The sequence below is a fragment of the Kineosporia sp. A_224 genome (assembly GCF_002198655.1).
In the GTDB taxonomy this organism is placed as follows: Bacteria; Actinomycetota; Actinomycetes; order Actinomycetales; family Kineosporiaceae; genus R-H-3.
In genome coordinates, this window is record NZ_MWLN01000228.1 from 31,160 (window position 1) to 51,041 (window position 19,882).

18 protein-coding genes are annotated in these 19,882 nt (G+C 74.8%); 6 read left to right on the forward strand and 12 right to left on the reverse strand.

The window, feature by feature from the left end:
- Positions 1 to 77: 77 nt before the first annotated feature.
- The 7 genes from EDJALFJO_RS30630 to EDJALFJO_RS30660 all read right to left on the reverse strand — a co-directional run bounded on the left by EDJALFJO_RS30630 (position 78) and on the right by EDJALFJO_RS30660 (position 6,791).
- Positions 78 to 557: a MarR family winged helix-turn-helix transcriptional regulator gene (locus tag EDJALFJO_RS30630; RefSeq protein ID WP_088290278.1), complete on the reverse strand. Its 480-nt coding sequence runs from the start codon at positions 555 to 557 to the stop codon at positions 78 to 80.
- A gap of 1 nt (position 558) precedes the next feature.
- On the reverse strand, positions 559 to 1,560 hold the full coding sequence (gene hemB, locus EDJALFJO_RS30635; protein WP_088290280.1) for a porphobilinogen synthase: 1,002 nt from the start codon (positions 1,558 to 1,560) through the stop codon (positions 559 to 561).
- The gene (locus tag EDJALFJO_RS30640) at positions 1,557 to 3,176 is read right to left on the reverse strand and encodes a uroporphyrinogen-III synthase (protein ID WP_088290282.1); all 1,620 of its coding nucleotides are present in this window, start codon (positions 3,174 to 3,176) and stop codon (positions 1,557 to 1,559) included. The genes hemB and EDJALFJO_RS30640 overlap by 4 nt, the downstream gene beginning before the upstream one ends.
- Positions 3,173 to 4,255 (reverse strand): hydroxymethylbilane synthase, encoded by a 1,083-nt coding sequence (hemC, locus tag EDJALFJO_RS30645; RefSeq protein WP_088290284.1) that lies wholly within the window; start codon positions 4,253 to 4,255, stop codon positions 3,173 to 3,175. The genes EDJALFJO_RS30640 and hemC overlap by 4 nt, the downstream gene beginning before the upstream one ends.
- Entirely contained in the window at positions 4,252 to 5,598 is a 1,347-nt protein-coding gene (locus tag EDJALFJO_RS30650) for a glutamyl-tRNA reductase (RefSeq protein ID WP_088290286.1), read from the reverse strand. The genes hemC and EDJALFJO_RS30650 overlap by 4 nt, the downstream gene beginning before the upstream one ends.
- Entirely contained in the window at positions 5,595 to 6,350 is a 756-nt protein-coding gene (locus EDJALFJO_RS30655; protein ID WP_233150129.1) for a redox-sensing transcriptional repressor Rex, read from the reverse strand. The genes EDJALFJO_RS30650 and EDJALFJO_RS30655 overlap by 4 nt, the downstream gene beginning before the upstream one ends.
- A gap of 168 nt (positions 6,351 to 6,518) precedes the next feature.
- Positions 6,519 to 6,791, reverse strand: a complete 273-nt coding sequence (locus tag EDJALFJO_RS30660; RefSeq protein WP_088290335.1) for a glutaredoxin family protein — start codon at positions 6,789 to 6,791, stop codon at positions 6,519 to 6,521.
- A gap of 70 nt (positions 6,792 to 6,861) precedes the next feature.
- Here EDJALFJO_RS30660 and EDJALFJO_RS30665 point away from each other — a divergent pair, with 70 nt between their 5' ends.
- The 6 genes from EDJALFJO_RS30665 to EDJALFJO_RS30690 all read left to right on the forward strand — a co-directional run bounded on the left by EDJALFJO_RS30665 (position 6,862) and on the right by EDJALFJO_RS30690 (position 15,553).
- A complete protein-coding gene (locus tag EDJALFJO_RS30665; protein ID WP_088290289.1) occupies positions 6,862 to 7,821 on the forward strand; it encodes an HAD family phosphatase in 960 nt (319 codons plus the stop codon).
- A 78-nt stretch (positions 7,822 to 7,899) separates the two neighbouring features.
- Complete coding sequence (locus tag EDJALFJO_RS30670; RefSeq protein WP_088290291.1) at positions 7,900 to 9,204, forward strand: lamin tail domain-containing protein; 1,305 nt, start codon at positions 7,900 to 7,902, stop codon at positions 9,202 to 9,204.
- A gap of 309 nt (positions 9,205 to 9,513) precedes the next feature.
- Entirely contained in the window at positions 9,514 to 10,989 is a 1,476-nt protein-coding gene (locus tag EDJALFJO_RS30675; RefSeq protein ID WP_088290293.1) for a bifunctional cytidylyltransferase/SDR family oxidoreductase, read from the forward strand.
- 7 nt (positions 10,990 to 10,996) lie between these two features.
- Positions 10,997 to 13,033, forward strand: coding sequence for a glycerophosphotransferase (locus tag EDJALFJO_RS34675; protein ID WP_088290295.1), 2,037 nt, complete (start codon positions 10,997 to 10,999; stop codon positions 13,031 to 13,033).
- Positions 13,030 to 15,114, forward strand: a complete 2,085-nt coding sequence (locus tag EDJALFJO_RS30685; RefSeq protein WP_088290297.1) for a glycerophosphotransferase — start codon at positions 13,030 to 13,032, stop codon at positions 15,112 to 15,114. The genes EDJALFJO_RS34675 and EDJALFJO_RS30685 overlap by 4 nt, the downstream gene beginning before the upstream one ends.
- A 10-nt stretch (positions 15,115 to 15,124) precedes the next feature.
- Positions 15,125 to 15,553 carry a VOC family protein gene (locus EDJALFJO_RS30690; RefSeq protein WP_088290299.1) on the forward strand — a complete coding sequence of 143 codons (429 nt, stop codon included), beginning with the start codon at positions 15,125 to 15,127 and terminating at the stop codon, positions 15,551 to 15,553.
- Between the two features lie 13 nt (positions 15,554 to 15,566).
- Here the strand turns inward: EDJALFJO_RS30690 and EDJALFJO_RS30695 are convergent, their stop codons facing one another.
- The 5 genes from EDJALFJO_RS30695 to EDJALFJO_RS30715 all read right to left on the reverse strand — a co-directional run bounded on the left by EDJALFJO_RS30695 (position 15,567) and on the right by EDJALFJO_RS30715 (position 19,839).
- Entirely contained in the window at positions 15,567 to 16,916 is a 1,350-nt protein-coding gene (locus tag EDJALFJO_RS30695) for a lysophospholipid acyltransferase family protein (RefSeq protein WP_088290301.1), read from the reverse strand.
- Positions 16,916 to 17,953, reverse strand: a complete 1,038-nt coding sequence (locus EDJALFJO_RS30700; protein WP_088290303.1) for an NAD-dependent epimerase/dehydratase family protein — start codon at positions 17,951 to 17,953, stop codon at positions 16,916 to 16,918. The genes EDJALFJO_RS30695 and EDJALFJO_RS30700 overlap by 1 nt, the downstream gene beginning before the upstream one ends.
- Positions 17,954 to 18,028: 75 nt before the next feature.
- Positions 18,029 to 18,127, reverse strand: a complete 99-nt coding sequence (locus tag EDJALFJO_RS30705; protein WP_003792170.1) for a 30S ribosomal protein bS22 — start codon at positions 18,125 to 18,127, stop codon at positions 18,029 to 18,031.
- 128 nt (positions 18,128 to 18,255) lie between these two features.
- Positions 18,256 to 18,459, reverse strand: a complete 204-nt coding sequence (locus EDJALFJO_RS30710; protein ID WP_233150130.1) for a helix-turn-helix domain-containing protein — start codon at positions 18,457 to 18,459, stop codon at positions 18,256 to 18,258.
- Positions 18,460 to 18,657: 198 nt separating this feature from the next.
- Positions 18,658 to 19,839, reverse strand: coding sequence for an acetoin utilization protein AcuC (locus tag EDJALFJO_RS30715; RefSeq protein ID WP_233150131.1), 1,182 nt, complete (start codon positions 19,837 to 19,839; stop codon positions 18,658 to 18,660).
- Positions 19,840 to 19,882: the final 43 nt, after the last annotated feature.

Consider the following 19,882-nt stretch of genomic DNA (forward strand, 5'->3'; position numbering starts at 1 on the left):
CTCAGGCCGTGCCGCGAACCTCAGGCCGTGCCGCGAACCTCACGCCGCGCCGCGAACCTCACGCCGCGCCGCGAACGTCAGGCCGTGCCGCGCAGGCCGGCGCGGATCTTCTGCATCGCGGCGCCGAGGCACTCGACCTCGGGGGCGGTGAGGACGTCGAAGACCGTCTCGCGGACGGCGGCGACGTGGTCGACGGCGGCGCGCTCGATGGTGGCGAAGCCGTCGTCGGTGAGGACGCAGAGGACGCCGCGGCCGTCGTCCGGGCAGGCCTCGCGGCGGACGAGGCCGCGGTCCTCCATGCGGGCGACGGTGTGGGTCAGGCGGCTGCGGGAGTTCACGGCACGGTCGGCGAGCTCGGACATCCGCAGCCGGTGGCCGTCGGTCTCCGAGAGCTGGACCATGATCTCGTACTCGGCGAGCGAGAGGTCGGCGTCGTCGACGAGGCGGCGGTTGAGCTTGTCGTTGAACAGCCGCGTGACGTCGAGGTACGCCCGCCAGACGGCCTGCTCCTGCGCGGTGAGCCAGCGCGGCTCGGTGGCCGTCGCGTCGGTGTCCATGTCAGCGCCCCGTGAGGTCGCGGGCGAGCCACCCCGCGGCCTCGCACGCCCAGTAGGTGAGGATCGTCGACGCACCGGCGCGGCGGATCGAGGTCAGCGACTCCAGGATCGCGCGCTCGCGGTCGATCCAGCCGCGCTCGGCGGCCGCCTCGATCATCGAGTACTCGCCCGACACCTGGTAGGCCGCGACCGGCACGTCGACGGTGCCGGCGACCGCGTGCACGAGGTCCAGGTACGACATCGCCGGCTTCACCATGACCATGTCGGCGCCCTCGGCGACGTCGAGGGCCACCTCGCGCAGCGCCTCGCGGCCGTTCGCCGGGTCCTGCTGGTAGGTCCGCCGGTCGCCGTCGAGCGAGGACTCCACGGCGTCCCGGAACGGGCCGTAGAACGCCGACGCGTACTTCGCCGCGTAGGCGAGGATCCCGACGTCAGTGTGCCCCGCGCCGTCCAGCGCCGTCCGGACCGCCGCGACCTGGCCGTCCATCATGCCGCTCGGGCCGACGAGGTCGACCCCGGCCGCCGCGAGCGCGACGCCCATGTCCCGGTACCGCTCGAGCGTCGCGTCGTTGTCGACGCCGCCGTCGGCCCGCAGGACCCCGCAGTGCCCGTGGTCGGTGAACTCGTCGAGGCACAGGTCCGCCATGACGACGACGTCCCCGCCGACCTCCGCGACGACGTCGCGGACGGCGGCGTTGAGGATGCCGTCCGGGTCGGTCGCGCCGGAGCCGGCGGCGTCCTTCACCGTCGGGATGCCGAAGAGCATGATCCCGCCGACGCCGAGCCGGGCCGCGTCGACGGCGGCCTTGCGCAGCGAGTCACGGCTGTGCTGGACGACGCCCGGCATCGACCCGATCGGCGCCGGCTCGGTCGCGCCCTCCTTGACGAAGACCGGCAGCACGAGCTCGGCGGGGTGCAGCCGGGTCTCGGCGACGAGGCGGCGCATCGCGCGCGAGGTCCGCAGCCGGCGGGGGCGCACCCCCGGGAACGCGCCGGTGCTCATTTCGCGGTCCGCCGGGCAGCACCCTTGCGCTGGCTCGGCCGCAGCACCGGCTCGCCGGCCTCGACGGCCGACAGCCGGACGCCGGTGCCGTACTCGGCGAGCGCCTGGACGAGCGCCTCGGTGTTCGGCTCCGGGGCCAGGACGTCGACCCGCAGGCCGTGCTCCTCGGCGGTCTTCGCCGTGGCCGGCCCGATGCACGCGACGATCGTCGTCGGGTGCGGCTTGCCCGCGATGCCGACGAGGTTGCGCACCGTCGAGGACGACGTGAAGACGACGGCGTCGAACTGGCCGGTCTTGATCGCCTCCCGGACGTCCGCGGCGGGCGGCGCCGCCCGCACCGTGCGGTAGGCGGTGACGTCGTCGACCTCCCAGCCGCCGGCCTGCAGGCCCGCGACGAGGGTGTCGGTCGCGATGTCCGCACGCGGCAGGAAGACCCGGTCGATCGGGTCGAGGACCTCGTCGAACGGCGGCCAGATGTCGAGCAGGCCCTGCGCCGACTGCTCGGTCTCGCCGCTCGGCACGAGGTCGGGCTCGATGCCCCACTCGCGCAGCGCCTCGGCGGTGACCCCGCCGACGGCCGCGACCTTGAGGCCGGCGAAGGCGCGCGCGTCGAGCCCGAACTCCTCGAACTTCTCCCGGATCGCCCGCACGGCGTTGACCGACGTGAAGCCGATCCATTCGTAGCGGCCGGTGACCAGGCCCTTGACGGCCTTCTCGATCTGGTGCGGCGTCCGCGGCGGCTCGACCGAGATCGTCGGGACGACCTCCGCCGTGGCGCCGTGCTCGGTGAGCCGGGAGACCATCGACCCGGCCTGCTGCTTCGTCCGCGGCACGAGGACCCGCCAGCCGAACAGCGGCTTGGTCTCGAACCAGGCACCGGCCTCGCGCAGCCCGGCGGCCGCGCCGACGACGGCCGTCACGGGCCGCTCGAGGCGGGCCGCCGGCACCGCCTTGGCGACCTCGGCGAGCGTGCAGGACACGGTCCGCTGCTCGGTCGTCGTGCCCTTCGAGGTGACCGCGACCGGGGTCGAGCCGGCCCGCCCCGCCCGGAGCAGCCCGGCGGCCGCGTCGACGATCTCGTCGACCCCGCCGAGGACGACGACCGACGACTGCGCGTCGGCGTGCAGCGCCCAGTCGACGGTCACGCCGTGCGGGTGGACGACGTGCACGGACGACGTCCCGGCCGGCGTGAGCGGGATCCCGGCGTAGGCGGGGACGGCGGTCGCGGCGGACACGCCGGGGACGATCTCGAAGCCGATGCCCTCCTTGCGGCACGCCGCGATCTCCTCGGCGAGGCCGGTGAACGTCGCGGGGTCGCCGTCCATGAGCCGGACGACGCGCCCGCCCTTCTTCGCGGCCCGGACGACGATCTTCGCGCGGGCCGCGCGGGTCATCGGCTGGCCGTCCTCACCGAAGCCGGCGTCGACGATCTCGACGTCCTCCGGGCAGCGGGTCGCGACGAGCCGCTCGCGGCCCGCCTGGTCGACGACGACGGTCGAGGCCTCGGCGAGGCGCTCGACGGCACGCAGCGTCAGCAGTCCCTCGTCGCCGGGGCCGGCGCCGACGAACGAGACCTGCCCGACGGAGGTCTTCTTGCGCGTGCGGGTGGAGCTCACAGGTCACCTTCTCTTGCCGGTCGTGCGGACTCCGGTCGTGCAGACTCCGGTCGTGCAGGCTGTGCGGGTGGTCCGGGCGGCGCCGGCGGCGGGGCCACCAGCTCGGCGGCGCCGTCCTCGAGGAGGACCTCCGCGAGCCGCCGCCCGACACCGGTCGCGTCGTCGGCGGGCCCGGTCACGGACCGCCGGATCGTCACCGCGCCGTCGACGGACGCCACGACGGCGCGCAGGAACAGCTCGTCGCCGTCGTCGCCCTCGACGACCTCGCCGAGCGCGCCGAGCGGTGCGGCGCAGCCGGCCTCGAGGACGGCGAGCAGCGTGCGCTCGGCCTCCACGGCCGCCCGGGTCGCCGGGTCGTCGAGCGCGGCGACCGCCGCGACGACGTCCGCGTCGGCCTCGCGGCACTCGACGGCGAGCGCGCCCTGCCCGGGGGCGGGGAGCATGGTCAGCGGGTCGAGCACCTCGGTCGCCTCGTCGGCACGGCCCAGGCGCAGCAGCCCCGCGCGGGCCAGGACGACGGCGTCGACCTCGCCCGACGCGACGAACCCGAGCCGGGTGTCGACGTTGCCGCGGACCCCGACGACCTCCAGGCCCAGCCCGAGCGCGCGCAGCTGGGCGGCCCGGCGCGGCGAGCCGGTACCGATCCGCGAGCCGGCCGGCAGCTCGCCGACGGTGAGCCCGTCGCGGGCGACGAGCACGTCGCGCGGGTCCTCGCGCAGCGGGACGGCGGCGACGACGAGCCCGGGGGCGGGTGCGGTCGGCAGGTCCTTGAGGGAGTGGACAGCGAGGTCCACCTCCTTGGCGAGCAGGGCGTCGCGCAGGGCGGAGACGAAGACGCCGACCCCGCCGAACGTCGCTAGCGGCGCGGTGGAGGTGTCGCCGTGGGTCACGACCTCGACGAGCTCGACGCGCAGGTCCTCGCCGCGGGCGGCGGCGGCCGCCTCGATCGCGGTGGCGACGTGCCCGGACTGGGTCCGGGCGAGCGCGCTGCGCCGGGTGCCCAGGCGCAGCACGCGCGGCCCCCCGGCCTGCTCGCCGGGCCCGGACGCCCTCGACGCCGGCGTGGTCTGGACGCTCATGACACCAACCCGGTGCGGCTCGGGGCCGGGATGCTCAGCCCTGGTGGGGACGACGGGACAGGCTGCTCGGAGACGGCCGCGACCCGCCCGAGGTCGAGCCCGAAGAGCTCGCGCAGCGCGTCGGCGTAGGCCGAGCCGCCGGGCTCGCCCGCGAGCTCCTTGACCCGGACCGTCGGGGTGTGGAGCAGCTTCTCGACGACGCGGTGGACGGTCTGCTCGAGCTCGGCGCGCACCGTCGGGTCGACCTGCACCCGCTGCTGGAGCCGGGTGAGCTCGGCCTCGACGACGCTGCGGGCGTGCGCGCGCAGGGCGACGACGGTCGGCGCGACGGCCTGGGCGCGCTGCTCGGCGAGGTACGTCTGCACCTCGGCGACGACGATCTCGCGGACCTGCGCCACCTCGGCGGCCACCTCGTGGGTCGCGAGGTGCCGGCCGAGCGCCTCGAGGTCGACGACGGTGACACCGTCGACGTCGGCCGCCCGCGGGTCGACGTCCCGCGGCAGCGCGAGGTCGACGTAGACCTGGGGCCGCCCGCCGCGGGCCGCCGACGCGGCGGCCGCGAGGCCGGCGGTGACGACGTGACCGACCGCTCCCGTGCACGAGACGACGACGTCGGCCGCGGCGAGCGCTGCGGGCAGGTCGGCCATCGGGACGGCGGAGCCGCCGCCGACCTCGGCGAGCCGCTGCGCGCGGGCCGGCGTCCGGTTCGCGACGACGAGCCGCCCGACGCCGTGCCGGGCCATCGTCGCGACGGCCAGGCCGCTCATCGCGCCGGCGCCCACGACGAGCACGGACGCCTGCGCGAGCGGGCCGACGGCCTGCTCGCTGCGGGCGATCCCGGCCTCGACGAGGGAGCCGGCCGCGCGGTCGAGCCCGGTCTCGCTGTGGGCCCGCTTGCCGACCCGCAGCGCGACCTGGAGCAGGTGCCCGAGGACGCGCGCCGCGGAGCCGGACTCCTGGGCCTCGCGCAGGGCGGTGCGGACCTGGCCGAGGATCTGCTGCTCGCCGACGGCCATCGAGTCCAGGCCGGCGGCGACGGTGAACAGGTGCGTCACCGCGGCGGCCTCGTAGTGCACGTAGAGGTGGTCGGTGAGCTCGGCGAGCGTCAGCCCGGTCGCGGTCGCGAGCAGCGCACCGACGTCGGCGACGCCGCCGTGGAACTTGCTCACCTCGGCGTAGACCTCGAGCCGGTTGCACGTCGCGAGGACGACGGCCTCGGCGACGCTGTCGGAGCGGCACAGGTCCGCCTCGAGGGCGCGCGCCGGGACACCGCCCAGCGCGGCACGCTCGAGAAGGTCGAGCGGGGCGGTCCGGTAGGACAGCCCGACGACGAGGACGCTCACGGGGACACTCCAGCCCGACCCGTACCCCCGTCGGGTTCCAGTGCGACGACCCGGGCCGGTACGTCGACCGACAGCCGGTTGGCGACCTGGCGCTGCTCGTGGAACGCCAGGATCTGCAGCTCGGTCGACAGGTCGACCTTGCGGACCATCACAGTGTCGGGCACGAGGAGGACGACGGGGGCGAAGTTGAGGACGCTCGTCACGCCGGCCGCGACGAGCCGGTCGCAGACGTCCTGCGCCGCGGGGGCCGGGGTCGCGACGACCCCGATGTGGACGCCCTGGTCGGCGACGACCTCCTCGAGGTCGTCGACGGGCCGCACGACGAGGCCGCCGACCGTCTCCCCGACGATCCGGTCGTCGGCGTCGAGCAGGGCGGCGACGGTGAAGCCGCGGGAGACGAAGCCGCCGTAGTTCGCCAGGGCGTGGCCGAGGTTGCCGACGCCGACGATGACGACGCGCCAGTCCTGGGTCAGGCCGAGCTCGCGGGAGATCTGGTAGACGAGGTACTCGACCTCGTAGCCGACGCCGCGGGTGCCGTACGAGCCGAGGTGCGACAGGTCCTTGCGCAGCTTCGCCGACCCGACCCCGGCCGCGGCCGCGAGCTCCTCGGAGGAGACCGTCGCGGTGCCGTCCTCGGCCAGCGTCGTCAGCGCGCGCAGGTACACCGGCAGGCGGGCCACGGTGGCGTCGGGGATGCCCTGCCGCACGGGACGTGCCTGGCGCACGAGACGAGCAGGACGCGGCGTGGACACGGGAGCGCAGACTCCTCGGGGAGCAGGTGGTGCTCGAGCCCGTCGTCTGGTGTCACGGCCCAGACGTGGGATGACCCGTCCAGCGTAGGCACTTGTGAACGGGTGCACAAAGTTGACAGCGTCCCGGACCGGATGCTGGACGGGGCGCAGCGGCGGACGTGCCGTACGTCACGCCCGGCGGCGGCCCAGCCAGCCGCGGCGACCGGCGAGCGCCTCGCGCAGCCGGTGCTCGTCCACCCGGAAGAAGGCGTGCTCGGTGCCGTCGAGGAGGACGACGGGGATCTGCTCGGCGTAGCGCTCCCGCAGGGCCGCGTCGTCGTCGATCGAGACCTCGGCCCACCCGGTGCCGGTGTCGGCGGCGACCCGCGCGACGACCTCGCGGGCGGTGTCGCACAGATGGCAGCCGGGCCGGCCGACGAGGGTGATCCGCTCCTGCGTCACGGCCACAGGCTAGACCCGGGCCGGGGCCGGCTCCGGGCCGGGTGCGGCCTGCGCCGTTAGAGTGACGCGCATGGCCGAGCCGGACGTCCCCGAGGTGACGCCGGACGACGTCGTCGCCGGCCGGGCCTCCGCCGCGGCCGCGTCGACCGACCTGCCCGACCCCCTCGCCACGGACGACCGGGACCTGCGGGTCCGCGCGAGCGACGTCGTCGACCCGGGGTCCGCCGCCGCCGAGCTCGAGGCCGCGCTCGCCGTCCCGCCCGACCCGTCGGCCGCGGCGTTCTTCGACGTCGACAACACGGTCATGCAGGGCGCGTCGATCTTCCACCTCGCCCGCGGGCTGTACCGCCGCAAGTTCTTCACCCTCAAGGACATCGCGGGCTTCGCCTGGCAGCAGGCCCAGTTCGTCCTCGTCGGGGAGAACATGGAGCACGTCGAGGAGATCCAGGAGAAGGCCCTGTCCTTCGTCGCCGGGCACCCGGTCGCCGAGCTGCGCGCGGTCGGCGAGGAGGTCTTCGACGAGCTCATGGCCGACAAGATCTGGCCCGGCACGCAGGCGCTGGCCCGGATGCACCTGGACGCCGGCCAGCGGGTCTGGCTCGTCACCGCGACACCGGTCGAGGTGGCCGAGGTGATCGCCGCCCGGCTCGGGCTCACCGGGGCCCTCGGCACGGTCGCCGAGCACGTGGACGGCGTCTACACCGGCCGCCTCGTCGGCAAGCCGATGCACGGCGCGGCCAAGGCCGAGGCGGTCAGGGCCCTCGCCGAGGCCGAGGGGCTCGACCTCGACCGCTGCTCGGCGTACAGCGACTCGGCGAACGACATCCCGCTGCTCTCGCTCGTCGGCAACCCGTGCGCGATCAACCCCGACACCCAGCTCCGGGCGCACGCCCGGACCGAGGGCTGGCGGGTCCGGGACTACCGCACCGGGCGCAAGGCGGTCCGCGCGACACTGCCCGTCGCCGCGGTGGCCGGCGCCCTCGCGGGCGCGGCCGCCGGGGCCGTCGCGGTGAACCGCCGCCGGCGCTGACCCGGCACTGACCCGGACGGCCCTGCGACGCCCCGAACGGCCGATCCAGTCCGGGCCCGCGCCGACCGATAGGCAAGGGTGCGCCGAGGACCGATCACCGCCCTGATCACCGCCCTGACGACGCTGGCCGTGACGGTGCCCCCCGCCGGCCCGGCGGTGGCGGCCGCTCCCGCCCTGCACTACTGGACCGGGACGCTGACGAAGGTCGCCGACGGGGACACCGTCTACGTCGACGTCGCGGGAGACGGCACCGCCGCCCCGCGGCCGGTCCGGATGATCGGCATCCAGACGACCGAGACCCACGGCAGCCCGGTGACCAGCCCGCCCGGCGGGGCGGAGTGCGGCGCCGCCGCCGCGACCCGGACGCTGAGCGCGTTCATGCCCGTGGGCACGAAGGTGCGCCTGTCCGCCTACCACGCCTCGAGCACGAAGGGCACGGACGCCGCAGGGCGGGTGCGCCTCTTCCGCTTCGTCGACCGCTGGGACCCCACGACCCGCAGGTGGCAGGACGCCCAGCGGTACCTGCTCGACCGGGGCCACGCCCTGTGGCTGCGCAGCCCCGGCGAGACCGCGCACACCGCGAGCTACCACGCCGCCTACCAGCGAGCCGCCGCCGCCCGGCGCGGGCTGCTGGCCGGCACCTGGTGCGGCGCCGGCCCCTCCGCGGGGGCACCCCTGCTCGCGTGGCTGCACTACGACGCGGACGACGAGAGCGCGCGCAACGGCGAGTACCTGCGGATCCGCAACACCGGCGCCACCGCCGTCCCGCTCACCGGCTGGCGGCTGCGCGACGCGAGCCACCACCTGTGGCGCGGCAGTACGTACTGGACGTTCCCCCGGGGTGCGTCCATCGGCGCCGGCCGGACGATCACGGTGTTCTTCGGGCCCGGGACGACGTCGGTCGCCGCCGGCCGCTACTACCTCGGCATCGGCGGGCCGCGCTTCCTCCCCGACGACGACCGGCCGGGCTCCGACCTCGCCGGGCGCACGCTCTGGCTGCTCGACCCGGCCCTCGACCTGCGGGCCGCCGCCGACTACCCGTGCACGGTCGCCTGCCGGCGGCCGCAGGTCGAGATCGCGGACGTCGCGTACACCGGCCTGCGGGAGCACGTCGACCTGCGGGTCCGGGCCGGCGTGACGACGGCGCAGGACCTCTCCGGCGTCGTCGTCGCCAACGACGGGCGGACGAAGGAGCTGGCCCCGGGCACCGTGCTCGCCCCGGGCGAGACGCTGCGGGTCGAGCTCCAGGGCACCGGCCCCTCGTCCCGCCTGCACCAGTACTGGCCGCACGCGGGGACGGGGCTCGAGGACGGCGGGGACACCGTGGTGCTCCGGACGGACTGGTCGACGGTGCTGGACACGTACGCCTGGGGCCGGGGCTGAGCCGGCCGGCCGAACTCGTCGGCCGAGCCCGTCAGGGGTGGTCCACCGCCGGTCTGCGACGGCCGCGCGAGCGACTGTCGGCCACCCTGAGTGACGACAAAGGCACCCATGGCAGCGGATTGGAATCAGTCCGCCTCTTGATGGTCGAATTCTCGTCAGACGGTGTTCACTGGGTGCACCCCGAGGGCGGCCGGGTCGGCGACGACCGCGGCTGCCGCGGACCCGGTAGCAGTCAGCAGGACACCGGTTCCATCGAGGCGGCGCCGTAGGACACGACGCCGCTCGACCAGCGAGAGGCGAGGCTGTCCCATGAGCGCACCGGAGGCACGGCTGCGGACTGTCGCCGTCATCCTCGGCGGCGGCACCGGCTCCCGGGTGGGCCTGTCGATCCCCAAGCAGCTGATCAAGGTCTCCGGGTCGACCATCCTCGAGCACACGCTGCGGGTCTTCCAGGAGACCCCGGAGATCGACGAGATCGTCCTCACGTCCCCCGCGGCCTACCTCGAGGACGCCCGCAGGCTGAGCGCCGGCATGACCAAGGTGACCCACGTCATCCCCGGCGGCGTCACCCGCAACGACACGAGCAAGGCCGCCCTCGACGTGCTCGGCGACGCCGAGTGCAAGGTCCTGTTCCACGACGCCGTGCGCCCGTTCGTCGACCGCCGGATCATCACCGACTGCATCGCCGCGCTCGACACCTACGAGTCCGTCGACGTCGCCGTGCCCTCGGCGGACACGATCATCGAGGTCGACGGCGACGACGTCATCTGCGACATCCCCGTCCGGGCCCGGATGCGCCGGGGGCAGACCCCGCAGGGGTTCCTCCTGACGACCATCCGCAAGGCGTACGAGATCGCCGGCGGCGACCCGGACTTCGCCGCGAGCGACGACTGCGGCGTCGTCCTGAAGTACCTGCCCGGGGTGCCGACCTACGTGGTCACCGGCACCGAGCAGAACATGAAGGTCACCCACCCGATCGACGTCTTCGTCGTCGACCGGCTGTTCCAGCTCGCGAGCAAGGCGGCCCCCCGCCCGCACGACGAGCAGGAGTACACCGACCTCCTCGCCGGCAGGACGGTCGTCGTCCTCGGCGGCACCTACGGGATCGGGCAGGAGGTCGTGGACCTGTGCCGGTCGTTCGGCGCCACCGTCTACGCCCACAGCCGGTCGACGGGCTGCCACGTCGAGCGCCCCGAGGACGTCGCTGCGGCGCTCGCGCAGGCCCACACGGAGACGGGCCGCATCGACCACGTCGTCCTCACCGCGGCGGTCCTGCACCGCGGCCGGCTCGAGGACACCCCGGCCGACGTCGTCGAGGACACCCTGCGCGTCAACTACCTCGCACCGATCGCCGTCGCGCAGGCGAGCCTGCCGTACCTGCGCGAGACCGGCGGCTCGGTCGTCCTCTACACCTCGAGCTCCTACACCCGGGGCCGCGCCGAGTACAGCCTCTACTCCTCGACGAAGGCCGCGGTCGTCAACCTGACGCAGGCGCTCGCCGACGAGTGGGCGGGCATCGGCGTCCGGGTGAACTGCATCAACCCCGAACGCGCCGCCACCCCGATGCGGACGAAGGCCTTCGGCGAGGAGCCACCGAACACGTTGCTGTCCGCGGCCGCCGTCGCCCGCTCGACGCTCGACGTCATGGTCTCCGACCTGACGGGCCAGATCGTCGACGTCCGTCGCGTGACGCCCGGCCAGGGCGCCTCGACGACGGAGCAGGAGGCGGCGCTCATCTCCGCCGCCCTCGCGGACGACGACGAGCACGCCTCGAGCACCGTCTGAGCCCGTCGTGATCGCTCCCGGCGTCGTCCTCACCCGTGAGACGAGGACCCCGCCCTGGCGGGGTCCCCGCTCCGTCGTCCTCGACGGCGCCGCCTTCGTCGCGGCGACGGTCCTCCTCGCCGGCGCCGCCGTCTTCGCGCCGCGCTGGTACCTCGGCGCGCTCTGCGTCACCCTGCTCGCCGAGGCCGTGCTGGTGCTGCGCCCCGACCTCCTCTCCTGGGCGGCCGACCTGAGCCAGGCCGGCCCGTTCTGGCGGGGCAGCCTGCGCGGCGCGACGGCGTGCCTGCTCGTGGGCGTCGCCACGGACGGCGGCCGCACCCTGCACTCCTCCGCCGGCAACACGTTCATCTGGGTGACGGTCACGTGGCTGGCGCTGCAGCTCGCCGCGGTCGGCGCCCGCTCCGCCCTCGAGCTCGTCGCGTTCCTGCGCCGCAGCCCGGTGCTCACCCGCAACGTCGACCTGCGCGGCCTCGACCTGCCGCCCGCGCTGCCGCGCGTCGTCACCGGCCGGGGCGCGGTCGTCACCGGGCTGACGGACGTCCCGCTCGTCCTCGGCGCGGCCCTCGCCGTCACGTGGGGATCGGGCACGGTCGCCGTCGTCGGCGCGGTCACGTCGCTCCTGCTGGCCGGCGCCGTCGTCGCGACGATCGGCACCGCGCTGCTGCGGCTGCAGCGGCGCAACCCGCGCCGGCTCGTCCCGGCCCGGGTCGCCGAGGCGCTCGACGCCCTCGCCCCCGAGGTGGTCCTCTACTTCTCCGGGCGCCCGTCGACGCTCTACCAGCTGCAGATGTGGCTCGAGGTGGCGGAGCGGCTGCCGCGCCGGGTCCTCGTCGTGCTGCGCGACCGGGACAGCCTGCTGGCGCTCGACCCGACGACGCTGCCGGTGCTGTGCATCCCGCTGGCGCCGCCGCTCGCGGCGCTGGAGCTGCCGACGGCGAAGGTCGTCCTCCTCACGGCGAACGCGGCCGAGAACATCCACATGCTGCGCCGACGCGGCCTGACGAGCGTCTTCGTCGGTCACGGGGACAGCGACAAGCCGTACAGCGCCAGCCCGTTCGTCAAGGTCTACGACGAGGTCTGGGTCGCCGGTCAGGCCGGCCGCGACCGCTTCGCCGAGGCCGACGTGCACCTCGCACCGGAGGCGGTCGTCGAGGTCGGGCGCCCGCAGCTGTCGCTGCTGCCGGTGCGGCACCGGAACGACCCCACGTTCACCGTGCTGTACGCCCCCACCTGGGAGGGCTGGGGCGACGTCGAGTTCCACACCTCGGTGCCCCACGCCGGCGAGGCGCTCGTCCGTGCGCTGCTCGCCCGCCCCGGTGTGCGCGTCCTCTACCGGCCGCACCCGCTCACCGGCACCCGGGACGACGCGACCCGCGCCGCGCACCGCCGCATCACCGCGCTGCTCACGGCCGCGGGCGCCGTCCGCACCTCGACGTCGCCGCAGGCACCCACCGCGGGCGGGGTCGCGGCCGCCTCCGGGGAGCGGCGGCGCCGGACCGAGGACTACCTCGAGCACTCGGTGCACCACAGCGTCCCCGACCTCGACCGGGCCGCACACGTCCGCGCCGAGGTCGGCCGGGAGCGGGCCTACTGGGACGCCGTCCCGCCCGGCACCCACCACGTGGTCGACGACGGCTGGCCGGCACTGCAGTCGTGCTTCGCGGAGGCCGACCTCCTCGTCGCGGACATCTCGAGCGTCGTGTCGGACTGGCTCGTGACGGGCAAGCCGTACGCCGTGCTCAACCCCTCGCCGGACCCGGCCGGGACCTTCGAGGAGAAGTACCCGAGCGCCCGGGGCGGACGGGTCGTCGGACCGGACCTCGCCGGGCTGGGACCGCTGCTCGACGCGCTCGTCGTCGGCCAGGACCCGGACCGCGCCGCCCGCGCGGCCGAACGGGACCGCCTCGTCGGCGAGGTCCCCGAGGCCTCGCTCACCCGGTTCGCCGGCGCCGTCGACCGGCTCTGCACCCGCCCGGACAGCCACGCGGCCCGCCCTGCCGGCCAGCGCGCCGGGCTGCCCGTACCGACCCAGAAGGACGCATGATCCGCCCCTCCAGACCCGCGCTGGTCCTCGTGTCGACGATCGCGGCGCTCTACCTCGCGCTCTTCGTCACGGCCCTGCAGGGCAGCCCGCTGCTGTTCCTCGTCGTGGTCGTCGCCTCCCAGGCGGTCGACGAGTTCGTCAACCGCCGCAGCACCGGTGGCCGGCTGCTGCTGCGCAGGGTGCTCTTCGGCCAGAGCAACCGGGCCCTCCTGCGCGAGGTGCTCCTGCTGCTGCTCATCGCCCGGACCGGCGGGATCGGCACCGTGTGGCTCGTCGCCGTCGGGCTGGGCGTGACGACGCTCGCCGTGACGCGCGGCGTCCTCGTCGGGCTCACCCCGCTCCTGGCGTCGGTGTCACGGCTCCCCGTCGAGGCGCGCAACGTGCCGCTGTCGACGCCCGAGATCACGCAGGTCGCGCTCGACCTCGCCGGTGACGCCCCGCCGGACGACGCCGACGAGGCCCCGGCCGGTCCCGCGCCCGCGCGCTCCGGGCTCTCCGGCTGGCGCAGCGACACCGCCTCCGCGCTCTTCTCGGCGTCGGGTGTCGCCGTCGTCGGCGGGGCGCTGGCGACGGCGCTCGGCGAGCCGCGCGTCCTGCTCGTCCTCAGCCTGGTCGTCGCGGGCGCGACGGGCGCCCGGGCCGTGCACGTCGCGCGCTCCCTGCGCCGCCGGTCGGACCGGGGGCTGCGCGACCGCTACCTGGACCTCGTCAACGAGCAGGTCCGGGCGCTGCGGCCCGAGGTGATCCTCTACTTCAGCGGCACGAAGGAGAGCGCCTACCAGGCGAACATGTGGCTGCCCGTGCTCGAGCGGATGCCGCGCCGCACGCTCGTCCTGCTCCGCGAGCGGGTCCACATGTCGACGCTCGGGCCCACGACGGTGCCGGTCGTGTGCCTGCCGGACCCGGTCGACGTCATGAACTTCCCGATGCCGACCGCGCGGGTCGCGCTCTACGTGGCGAACGTCGGGAAGAACCTCCACCTGCTGCGCGAGCCGCGCCTCAAGCACGTCTTCATCGGCCACGGGGACAGCGACAAGATCGCGAGCGTCAACCCGTTCAGCAAGGTGCACGACGAGATCTGGGTCGCGGGCCGGGCGGCCCGCGAGCGGTACCAGCTGGCCCGGGTCGGCGTCCGGGACGACTCCGTCGTCGAGGTCGGCCGCCCGCAGCTCGACGGGATCGGCACCGCGGGAGACCAGGTCGTCCCCGCCGACCGCCCGCTCACGGTGCTCTACGCCCCCACCTGGGAGGGCTGGACGAACGACACCGCGCAGACGTCCCTCGCCGTCCAGGGCGTCCGGCTCGTCAAGGACCTGCTCGCCCTCGGCCCCGCGGTCCGGGTCGTCTTCAAGCCGCACCCGCTGACCGGCACCGTGACGAAGGAGGCCGCCGCGGCGCTGCGCTCCGTCGAGCGTCTGCTCGCGGCCGCCGGGGCCGCGGAGTCCGGCGCCACCCCGCAGCCGGAGCCGACGGCGGACCCGGCCCGGGCCGCCGAGCGCGAGCAGGCCTGGAGCGACGACTTCTGGTCGTCGCTGCCCCCTGGGCAGCACCTCGTCGTCCGGTCCCCCAGCCCGACCCTCTTCGACTGCTTCAACCACGCCGACCTGCTCGTCGGGGACATCTCGAGCGTCGTCTCCGACTTCGTCGCGAGCGAGAAGCCGTACGTCGTGACGAACCCGGACGGCCTGCCCGAGGACGAGTTCCGGGCCGCGAACCCGAGCACCGCCGGCGGGTACCTGCTCACCCCGGGCGGCCGCGGCATCCGCGCCGTCCTCGACGACGTCCGGGGCGCGGACCCGATGCGCGACGCCCGCCGCGCGGCCCGAGAGCACCTCCTGGGCCCGGTGTCCCCGCCGTCCCTGGACCGCTGGAACGCGGCCGTCGAGGCGCTGCTCGCCCGCGCCGGGAGCGAGTGGGGGCCGGTCCCCCAGGGCCCGGCCGAGCCGGGGCCGGCCGGGCACGGTCCGGTCGACGACGACCTCGTCGAGGAGGGGCCGGCCGAGGGTCGGACCCCGCCGGTGCCGGGCGCGGACGACGTCCCGGTACCGCCGCGGACCCAGGATGTCCGCCTGCCGTCGTAGGTTCGCCGTCATGAGCCTCTGGTACCAGGTCGGCGTCGACAGCAGCTCCCCGCACGACCTCGCCGACTGGTGGGCCGTCACCCTCGGCTGGAAGGTCGAGGAGCAGGACGAGGCCTTCATCCGGTCCATGGTCGAGCAGGGCCACGCGACGCAGGAGCAGACGACCGTCCACGACGGACGCCTCGTCTGGCGCGAGGGCGCGGCCGTCGTCCCGCGCGAGGAGGGGACGGCAGCGCGGCTGCTCTTCCAGCTCGTGCCGGAGGGCAAGACCGTGAAGAACCGGGTGCACCTCGACCTGCGCGGCCTCGCGCCGGAGGACCTGCCCGGGTTCCGGGACCGGCTCGTCGAGCGCGGCGCGACCCGCGTCGGCGAGGGCCGGCAGGGGCCGCACGCGTGGGTGGTGTTCACCGACCCCGAGGGCAACGAGTTCTGTATCTGATTGGGCGCCTGGGCTAGAAGAAGACCGAGCGGCGCTGCACGAGCAGCGAGTACAGCGTCTGCTGGATCGTCTGGCGGATCTGGTCGGTGAGGTCGAAGACGAGCATCGGGTCCTCGGCGGCGCCGATCCCGAGCTCGTCGGTCGGCACCGGGGCGCCGAACTCGATGAGCCACTTGCTCGGCAGCGGGACGGCCCCGAGCACGCCGAGCAGCGGGAACGTCGGCGTCACCGGGAAGTACGGCAGCCCGAGCAGCCGGGCGACGGTCGGCAGGTTGCCGAGGATCGGGTAGGTCTCCTCGGCGCCGACGATCGCGCACGGCACGATCGGCGTCCGGGTGCGCAGCGCCGCCGACACGAAGCCGCCGCGGCCGAACCGCTGGAGCTTGTAGCGCTCGCTGAACGGCTTGCCGACGCCCTTGAAGCCCTCCGGCCAGACCCCGACGACCTCGCCGGCGGAGAGCAGCCGCTCGGCGTCCGCGTTCGCCGCGAGCGTCGCGCCGCCCTTGCGGGCGATCTCGCCGACGAACGGGGTCTGGAACACGAGGTCGGCGCCGAGCATCCGGAGGAACCGGTGCTGCGGGTGGACGTCGTGGACGGCGACCTGGGTCATCACCGAGTCGAGCGCGACGGCCCCGGAGTGGTTCGCGACGACGAGCGCGCCACCGGACTCCGGGATGTTCTCGATGCCCCGCACCTCGACCCGGAACCACCGCTTGTAGAGCGGGCGCACGACGGCGAGCAGCACCGTCTCGGTGAGCTCGCGGTCGAAGCCGAACTCGTCGACCTCGTAGTCGCCGGTGAGCCGGCGGCGCAGGAAGGCCAGGGCCGCGGCGATCTTGTCCTCGACGTCCGCGGCCCGCGGCGAGCCGGCGAGCGCATCGGCGATGGCCTCGCCCGCGGCGGTCGCGGCGGCGGTGACGGCGGCGAGCCGGTCCGGTTCGCCGACGACGCGCACCCGGGGCATCCTGCGGGCGACCGGCGCGCCGGACGACGCAGCCGCAGGGGCCGCGACGGCGGGCCGCACGGTCGGCCGGGGCGCGGCCTTCTTCGCGGCGGCCTTCTTGGCGACGGCGGTCCGCGGCGGGCGGCGACGTGCGCCGGACGGGCCGGCCGGAGCGGGCGACTCGACCGCGTCCGCGGGCGACGGTGTGCCGGACGGCGCGGCGGCGTCGACGGCCGGCGGTGCGTCGTCCGGGATGACGGACAGCGGCTGCGGGTCGAGGTCGGCGAGCAGCGGCGTGGTCCGGCGGCGGCGGCTGTCCCGCTCGCCGGTGGCCCGCTGGGCGCCGGCGGCCACGGCCGCGGCACCGCTGCGGCGGCGCCGTCCGGGGCGCTCGCCGTCGAGGTCGATGACCTGTGCCATCAGCCCATCACCGCCGTCGTGACGCCGTGGACGACCCCGAGGGCCTTCGCCTCGGCGGCCTCGACCCGGTCGGGCGACAGCGGACCGGTGAGGCGGCGGCCGCGGACGAAGTCGGCGAACGCCTCGCGCGTGGAGTACCGGGGCTCGAAGCCGAGCACCCGTCGCATCCGGGTCGTGTCGAGGCCGCGACCGTACGAGAGGAACCGGATCTGCTCGGGCGAGAAGTCCGCCAGGCCCGACCGGCGCGCAGCCTGGCCGACGACCCCGACGAGCGGCGGCGGAACGGGCGCGGGCACCCGGCCGGCCATCCGGACCGCCTGGTTCACGGTGATGCAGCCGTCCCCGGCGACGTTGACGATCCCCGTCGCCGTCCCGGTGGTCGCCAGGCGCAGCGCCTCGATGCCGTCGTCCTCGTGGACGAGCTGGATCCGCGGGTCGAAGCCCATGACGGTCGGCACGACGGGCAGCGAGAAGTAGTCGGTGAGCGCCGTCCGGATCCCGGGGCCGACGAAGTTCGCGAGCCGGAGCATGACGACGTCGACGTCGGGACGCCGCCGGGAGAAGCCCCGGACGTAGCCCTCGACCTCGACGGAGTCCTTGCCCCAGCCGCTGCGGGGCAGCACCTTCGCGCCGGTGTCCTCGGTGAACATCGCCGGGTCGCGCGGGCTCGCGCCATACACCGACGAGGTCGACTTCACGACGAGGCGGCGCAGGCTCGGCGCCTTCTGGCAGGCGGCGAGCAGCTGCATGGTGCCGATGACGTTGATCTCCTTCATGGAGACCCGGCCACCGGCGCTCGTCGGCGTCGCGATGACGTTCATGTGGACGACCGTGTCGACCCCCGCGGACCCGATCACCTTGGCGATCACGGGGTTGCGGATGTCCGCACGGACGAAGTCCGAGCGGCCGATGTCGTGCGGCGGCGGGACGACGTCCACGCCGATGATCCTGTCCACCTCGGGGTCGGCGGAGAGCACACGCGCGTAGAGACCCCCGAGGTACCTGCTCACCCCGGTGACGAGGACGACCCGGCCCATCGCGAGACCCCCTGCGGCGAAGCGTCGAAGCAGCGGAGAGGTCGCACCGCCGTCAGCGGGCGGTGCGACCGTGCGTCACTTCTTGTTGCGGCGCTGGTGACGCGTCTTGCGCAGGAGCTTGCGGTGCTTCTTCTTGGCCATCCGCTTGCGGCGCTTCTTGATGACGGAACCCACGTGGTGTCCTCACGGTCTCGAACGGGATGTCGCTGAGGCGACGGACGGCGCGGAGCGCCGGGTCTGCACCCCAGCCTACCTTCGTGCCGGCGCCGCCCGGGCCCACGGGCCGGATCGGACGGTGTCGATCAGGCGGTGTCGACGAACGAGTGACGCAGGTAGTCGTGGACGGCCGACTCCGGCACGCGGAACGAGCGACCGACGCGGACGGCGGGCAGCTCTCCGGCGTGCACGAGCCGGTACACCGTCATCTTCGACACCCGCATGATCGTGGCCACCTCGGCCACCGTGAGGAACCGCACGTCGGCGAACTCACCAGCCATGCTCGTCATCCCTTCGGGTCCTGCTCCTGGGCCTGGCCCCCGGACCATTCAGATCACCCTAGGGGCAGTTGTGACTCCTGAGGAAGCCGAACTCTGTCCGACACGGACTGTTTGCCCCTTTTGGGCGCACCCTTTCGAGGGAAACATCGGCGTGTCGGCTGGACAGGTCTTGCGTGTCGCTACTCAGAACCGTCTGAACGGAGGAGCTCAGTCGTACCAGGCATCGAGCCCGTGGAGCGGGAACACCGCCTTGCGGGTCTGCATGACCGCCCGGTCCGAAGCGTCCTCGGGGTCGTGCCCGGTCGCCCACGAGCGGTACCAGGCCTCCCGGCCGTCCGTCATCCGCATCGGCGCCTGCCGGCCGAACCGCTCCATGACGTACTCGCGCCAGCCGACGGGCACGTCAGCCATCGGGTCGACGGGGTGGTGCGCGGCGATGCCGACGAGGTGCGCCCACGCCCGCGGGACGACGTCCACGACCTCGTACCCGCCGCCGCCGACGGCGACCCAGCGGCCGTGCGCCGCCTCGTGCGCGAGCTCGTGGAGGGCCTCGTATGAGGAGCGCTGGCAGTCCAGCGACAGCGCCATGTGCGCGAGCGGGTCGAGGGCGTGCGAGTCGCAGCCGTGCTGGGTCACGAGGACGTCGGGCGCGAAGGAGCGCAGCAGAGGCGGGACGACGGCGTGGAACGCGCGCAGCCAGGCGGCGTCCGACGTGCCGGGCGGGAACGCGACGTTGACGGCGTCCCCCTCGGCCTTCGGGCCGCCGATGTCCGTCGGGTAGCCGGTCCCGGGGAAGAGCACGCGGCCGGTCTCGTGCAGCGAGATCGTCAGCACGCGCGGGTCGTCCCAGAAGATCCGCTCGACGCCGTCCCCGTGGTGGACGTCGACGTCGACGTAGGCGACCTTCTCCGCGCCGGCGTCGAGGAGCGCCTGGATCGCGACGGCGATGTCGTTGTACACGCAGAACCCGCTCGCCCTGCCGCGCATCGCGTGGTGCATGCCGCCGGTGAAGTTCACGCCGTGCTCGGCCTCGCCGTTCCAGACCGCGAGCGCGACGTCCCGGGTGCCGGCGACGATCCGGGCGCTCGCGTCGTGCATCCCGGGGAACGTCGGGACGTCGTCCGTGCCGAGCCCGCGCACCTCGTCGACGACCGGCGGGACGACCGACGCCGCCCGGACGGCGGCCACGAAGTCGGGGTCGTGCACGGTGGCCAGGGTGGCGTCGTCCGCGGGGTCGACGCCGACGACGTGCACGCCCGCGTGGTCGAGCAGCCCGAGGTCGCGCACGAGCCGTGCGGTGAGGTCCAGCCGGACCGGCGCCATGGGATGGCCCGGGCCGAAGTCGTACCGGGTGAAAGACTCGTCCCAGACCAGCCGCAGCGCCTCCACCCGCTCACCGTAACCGAGCCGCCCCCGACCGGACCCGGACCAG